This window comes from Tunicatimonas sp. (genome assembly GCF_049647865.1).
In the GTDB taxonomy this organism is placed as follows: domain Bacteria; phylum Bacteroidota; class Bacteroidia; order Cytophagales; family Cyclobacteriaceae; genus Tunicatimonas.
In genome coordinates this window covers 1-5,672 of the sequence record NZ_JBARYM010000434.1, presented here as the reverse complement: position 1 = coordinate 5,672, position 5,672 = coordinate 1, and the positions used below count along the sequence as shown (strand labels likewise).

Here is a 5,672-nt window from a genome sequence, read left to right as displayed (position 1 = left end):
ATATTAACGAAAACCTTCTCTCGCGGGCATGGTCGGCCCAGTGGATTGCTCACCCCAAAGTGAGTTTGCAAGAATATAGCGTTCAGCACTTCCGCAATACGTTCTCATTGGAAGATGTCCCAGAAGAGTTTGTGATTCACATATCGGCCGAGAACCGCTACCAGTTTTTCGTAAACGGAGAATTGCTAGGACGAGGACCCGCCCGGGGCGATCTGCTGCACTACCGCTTTGAGTCATATAATATTGCTGATTTACTTCAGTCGGGAGAAAATGTATTAGCCGCAGTTGTCTGGAACTTTGCTGAAGATGCGCCAGTTGCGCAGCATACTTTTCGTACGGGTTTAATTGTTCAGGGAAATACTAAAGCTGAAGCTATCGTCAATACTAACCCTAAACAATGGCATGTGTATCATAATCAGGCGTACTCTCCGTTGACACAGGCAGATTTCACCGTGTACGGCTACTATGCCTCCGGGGCCTGCGACCGGGTTGACGGTAGCCAATACCCCTGGGGATGGGAAACGCTCAACTATTCTTCAAACGGCGAATGGGTTGCTCCTAGCGCAAGGGTTGTGGGTCGCCCCTACGGATTTCGCTACGGCTACGGCGATGGGGCCATCAATCTTTATCCGCGTAATATTCCTATGTTGGAAGAGAAGACCGAACGCTTAGCCGAAGTAGAACGAAGCTCAGTAGCAGTAGATAACGCTTTTCTTCGGGGCAACCAACCGGTTACAATCCCCGCTCAGCAGCAAGCGACTATTCTGTTAGATCAAACCTATCTGACGATGGGGTATCCTGAAATTACGGTTAGTGGCGGAGCTGGTAGCGAGATTAAAGTAACCTACGCTGAAGCACTGTACGATGAAAATCAGAAGAAGGGCAACCGTAATGAAACCGAAGGAAAAGAGATTGTTGGTTTTTATGACATTTTCCTACCCGACGGCGGCGAAAACCGAACGTTTCAACCGCTGTGGATACGTACCTTCCGGTATCTTCAGTTGGATATTAAAACCGGAGACGAACCTCTGGTGCTGGAAGACCTGAGCCATCAGTTCACGGCTTACCCGTTTGAACAAGCTGCCTTAGTTCAGACGAATGAACCGGTAATGGATAGTATTTGGGACGTAAGCTGGCGCACCGCTCGCCTTTGTGCACTGGAAACCTACATGGACTGTCCCTACTACGAGCAGTTGCAATACATTGGCGATACCCGAATTCAGGCCCTCATCTCGCTGTACGTAGACGGCGACGATCGACTGATGCGTAATGCACTGTTTCAGTTTGCTAACTCTATTACGAACGAAGGGATTACGATGAGCCGCTACCCCTCGGGTCTGCCCCAGTACATTCCACCCTACGCACTGTTTTGGATCAGTATGCTGCACGACTACCATATGCACCGAGAGGATGACGACTTTGTGGAGCAATTTGTCCCCGGAATGACCCGAGTTTTGCAGTGGTACGAAACCTACGTAGACACGAATAATCTGCTCAAGGGAATGCCCTGGTGGAACTACGTAGATGCCATCCCCGAGTTTGATCGGGGTACGCCACCCGGAGCGCAGGATGGACACTCCACGCTGATTACGCTACAGTATCTTTACACTCTTCAGCAGGCTATTGAACTGTATAACTACTTTGACCTTACCGAATTTGCCGACCATTACCAGCGAATTGCGGATCGGATTCAGAAGGCAGTGCAGGAAACTAGTTACGATGAATCTCGGCAGTTGTACGCCGATACCCCCGAAAAGGAACGTTTCAGCCAGCACACCAATATTTTTGCGGTGCTCACCCAGACCGCACCGGAAGAGGAATGGCAGCCCCTGATGGAGCGAACCGTAGCCGATACCTCATTAGCCCAATGCTATATCTACTTTCGGTTTTATCTGCACCGGGCAATGCAGCAAGCAGGTTTGGGAGAGTACTTTGTAGAGCATCAGGATATTTGGAAGAATATGCTGACGGAAGGATTGACTACCTTCGCCGAGCACGATAAAGATACCCGCTCCGATTGCCACGCCTGGAGTGCCAGTCCGCTGTACGAATACCTAGCCACCGTTTGCGGCATCACTCCTACCGCCCCTCACTTTACCGAAGTCCGTATTGCGCCCAACCTAGGCAGTCTGACCAAGATAAAAGGAGAAATGCCTCATCCAGCCGGCACCATCAGTGTTCAACTAAACCGAAGAGGGAAAGATGGAATTCAGGCTGAGATTGAGTTACCAAAGGAAGTTACCGGAACATTCCATTGGCAGGGCCAGCAAACTGAGTTACAACCGGGAAAGCAAAATATTAACCTGTAATATTTACCCAAGCATACCTAGCTCACTTAAAGTTTTTGAGAGCACCATAGTTGAACAGATCGTATTGAAATCCCCCTAACCCCATTCCATGGCGGCCCTTTTTAAAGGGGGAAGGCATACGAGTTGACTTGTCTTCCTTGAGCATTAATGTACATATTCTTGCTCTCCCCCTTGGTAAAGGGGGCGCAGGGGGATTTCTTGACAAAGTAACCCATTTAGATCTTTAGTCGGTCGGAAAAGTCTTTCTCGCCATAACGGTCACATTGAAATTTTAAATAGATCTATTATAATCGATGGTAATAGCAACTTATTACCTGCAAATGTTTGGGTATTAACGCATGAATCATAATTTTACTCATCTAACCTGTCAATAATATGCTACGAACTTTATCCTACTGCTTCCTTACTTCCCTATTCATCTTTACTCTAAGCTGCCAACAGCAAAATTCGGCTGATCTGGTTATCCATAACGGAACCATCTATACGGTTAGCGAAGCCCAACCCCAGGCTGAGGCGGTAGCCGTAGTAGACGGTAAAATTGCATTTGTGGGTAGCAGTGCCGATGCCGAAGCATGGATTAATGAAGAAACCGAAGTGCTAGACTTAGCCGGAAAGACGATGACTCCCGGTCTTATCGAAGGACACGCTCACTTTTTGGGTATCGGAGAAAATAAAATGAACCTGGATCTACTAGCCGTTCGTAGTTTTGAAGAAATAGCCGATATGGTAGCCCAAGCTGCCGCTGAAGCGCGCCCCGGCGTATGGATTACCGGACGAGGCTGGCATCAGGATAAGTGGGACTCGCTACCCGGTAAAATGCTCCACGGATTTCCTGCCCACGATCTGCTAAGTGCAGCGGCCCCCGATAATCCGGTCTACTTACGTCACGCAAGTGGTCACGCGGCTATTGCCAATCAAAGGGCGATGGAGCTAGCCGGGGTGATGAATATTAAGCAGGAAGGTGCTCAACTGGGTGAAGTAGCGGGGGGCGAAGTGTTCCGCGACGAACTAGGTAATCCTACTGGGGTATTTAATGAGAACGCAATGGGGTTAGTGACCCAACACATTCCCACGCGTACGCTAGAAAGTTATCTACGGGCGGCGGAACTCGCGATGGATGAGTGCTTAGCCCACGGTATCACCAGTTTTCACGATGCGGGTATTACGCAAGATGTAGTACAACTGTATAAACAGTTAGCTGAAGAAGGAAAACTGAGGGTTCGGCTGTACGCCATGCTCAGTGGCCGGGATAGTACGCTGCTGCAAGAGTACTACGAGAAAGGTCCCGAGATTGGATTGGGTAACGACTTTTTAACCCTGCGCAGCATTAAGCTATACACCGACGGGGCTCTCGGATCCCGGGGAGCTTGGTTGCTAAAAGAATACTCCGATATGCCCGGCGAATACGGTCACGAAACTACACCGGTACCCGTTATTGGTGAGATCGCGAAGCAGGGATTGCAGTACGGCTTTCAGGTATGTTCCCACGCCATTGGCGACCGGGCTAATCAGGAAGTGCTGAACCAGTACGAAGCCGCAATTGAGCAGTTCCCCGATAAGGCCGAAGACCATCGCTACCGTATTGAACACGCGCAACATATTAGTGGTGCCGATATTCCTCGCTTTGGTGAACTGGGAGTAATTCCGGCCATGCAAGCAGTGCATATGGCTTCGGATCGCCCCTGGGCGATTGAGCGGTTGGGCAAAGATCGGATTGAAGAAGGAGCTTACGTCTGGCGCAAGTTGATTGATTCCGGAGCAATCATCATCAACGGCACCGACGCCCCGGTAGAACCGGTTGATCCACTGGCCAGCTTCTACGCCTCAGTAGCCCGCAAAACCCTGAAGGGCATGCCGGAAGGTGGCTACGAACCCGGCCAACGCATGAGCCGGGAAGAAGCCCTTAAAACCTACACCTGGAATGCTGCCTACGGAGCCTTTGAAGAAGAAATTAAGGGTTCTATTGAAGTGGGCAAATTGGCAGACTTCACTGTTTTCTCCCAAGACATCATGCAAGTGCCCGAAGAGGAAATTTTAACTACTGAGGTGGATTATACCATTGTAGATGGGAAAGTGGCTTATGCGCGGGAATAAGTGGTTCTATTTTCAAAAGGTAAAGGTAGCAAAACTGTTTTCCTTCTTCTTTCTACAGGTTCTTCATGAACTATATATCAGTGCTAATATAAATGGCACTGTTATCAGAATGGAAATAATCAAAGGCTTCCATATTTTCTTTTTCTTTATAGTTTCATCGTTCGGAAAGTTCTTTTTAAAAACAACCTCTGATAAAACGAACCCTCCTACCATATCACACAAATAAGTCAAAGCTGAGTTTTGGTTTTCCGGAAGGTTAACTAAAAAGATTGTTAGTGCAGTATAAATGATCGAGCAGAGCAAAATGATATTTGCTTGCTTTTCCTGACCAATGCCCCTTAAATTAGTCATTAATAAAACAGCCCCAAAAATGGTAGAAAAGAAGATAGAAAATCCTAAAATTGCTTTCTTTGAGTATATCTTAAAATTATTACTGCTATCACCGCTTTGGTTTTCTTCAAGAGGGCTGTTCATATTTTCCATTTTAGTTTTATTGAAAACATTATTCTAAGCTGGTACCACAATACCTAGTGCCTCTAGCTGCTGAGGATCATCTTTGAGGGCAAACTTGGCTAGATAGCGTAAGTCACTCTCCCATCGCTGAAGCTCGGCAACTAAGCGCTGACGTTCTTGGGTAGCCGACTGGGTTTCGCTTTTCTTTTGAGCTTGGTCTACCCGGAGCTGAACGGCCACCTCTAGCATCTGCCGACTTTGCGTAAGCTCTTCAGCCGATACACCGTGTTTTTTCATAGAAGCTGACGCTAAGGCGATGTTATCGTAAAACGCTCGCACTTGGTTGAACCAGCCCGCTACGGTGGTTTCCCGACGACCGTTAAGATGCAGCACATCCCACAGACTGAGATCATTACGGAGCGCAATTTTAGCAATACTCAGATGATACAGATACTGCTCATTAATCTGAGCCTGCTGCTGGCTAAAAGATTGGGTAATCGCTTTTTGAGCACCTTTTCCCATACTCTGCCGGGTTTTGCAGCTTTCCACCATTTGAAGAAGGTCAATACCCCGTTGTATATCTTTATCGGTAAAACTTACCGTTGCTAGCTTCTTCTTAATTTCGGGGTTCTGCTTTACTCCCTCAGAAAGTAAACGAATACGCTCTAGTTGGGCGGGCAATGATTGTTTTCTCATGACAAATGCTGGGTTGATATTATCACCCCAAAGCTCCCATTATCTTATAACTTTTTCTGCTACTTCTTGCCCAAGTCCTTAGCTATGCAAGAATTTACGGATTTTCACCTTTTACGTAAC

General features: G+C 47.7%; 4 protein-coding genes. 2 read left to right on the top strand and 2 right to left on the bottom strand.

Features of this window, described 5'->3' with window-relative positions:
* Together WBA23_RS12965 and WBA23_RS12960 are read left to right on the top strand one after the other, a co-directional pair.
* Positions 1-2,309, top strand: a 2,309-nt coding sequence (locus WBA23_RS12965; RefSeq protein WP_424582700.1) for a family 78 glycoside hydrolase catalytic domain, incomplete at its 5' end; no start/stop codon positions are given.
* Between the two features lie 375 nt (positions 2,310-2,684).
* Positions 2,685-4,403, top strand: coding sequence for an amidohydrolase (locus WBA23_RS12960; RefSeq protein ID WP_424582699.1), 1,719 nt, complete (start codon positions 2,685-2,687; stop codon positions 4,401-4,403).
* A gap of 63 nt (positions 4,404-4,466) precedes the next feature.
* Here the strand turns inward: WBA23_RS12960 and WBA23_RS12955 are convergent, their stop codons facing one another.
* Both WBA23_RS12955 and WBA23_RS12950 read right to left on the bottom strand, forming a co-directional pair.
* On the bottom strand, positions 4,467-4,877 hold the full coding sequence (locus WBA23_RS12955; protein ID WP_424582698.1) for a hypothetical protein: 411 nt from the start codon (positions 4,875-4,877) through the stop codon (positions 4,467-4,469).
* Positions 4,878-4,910: 33 nt separating this feature from the next.
* Entirely contained in the window at positions 4,911-5,552 is a 642-nt protein-coding gene (locus tag WBA23_RS12950; RefSeq protein WP_424582697.1) for a hypothetical protein, read from the bottom strand.
* Between the last annotated feature and the right edge of the window lie 120 nt (positions 5,553-5,672).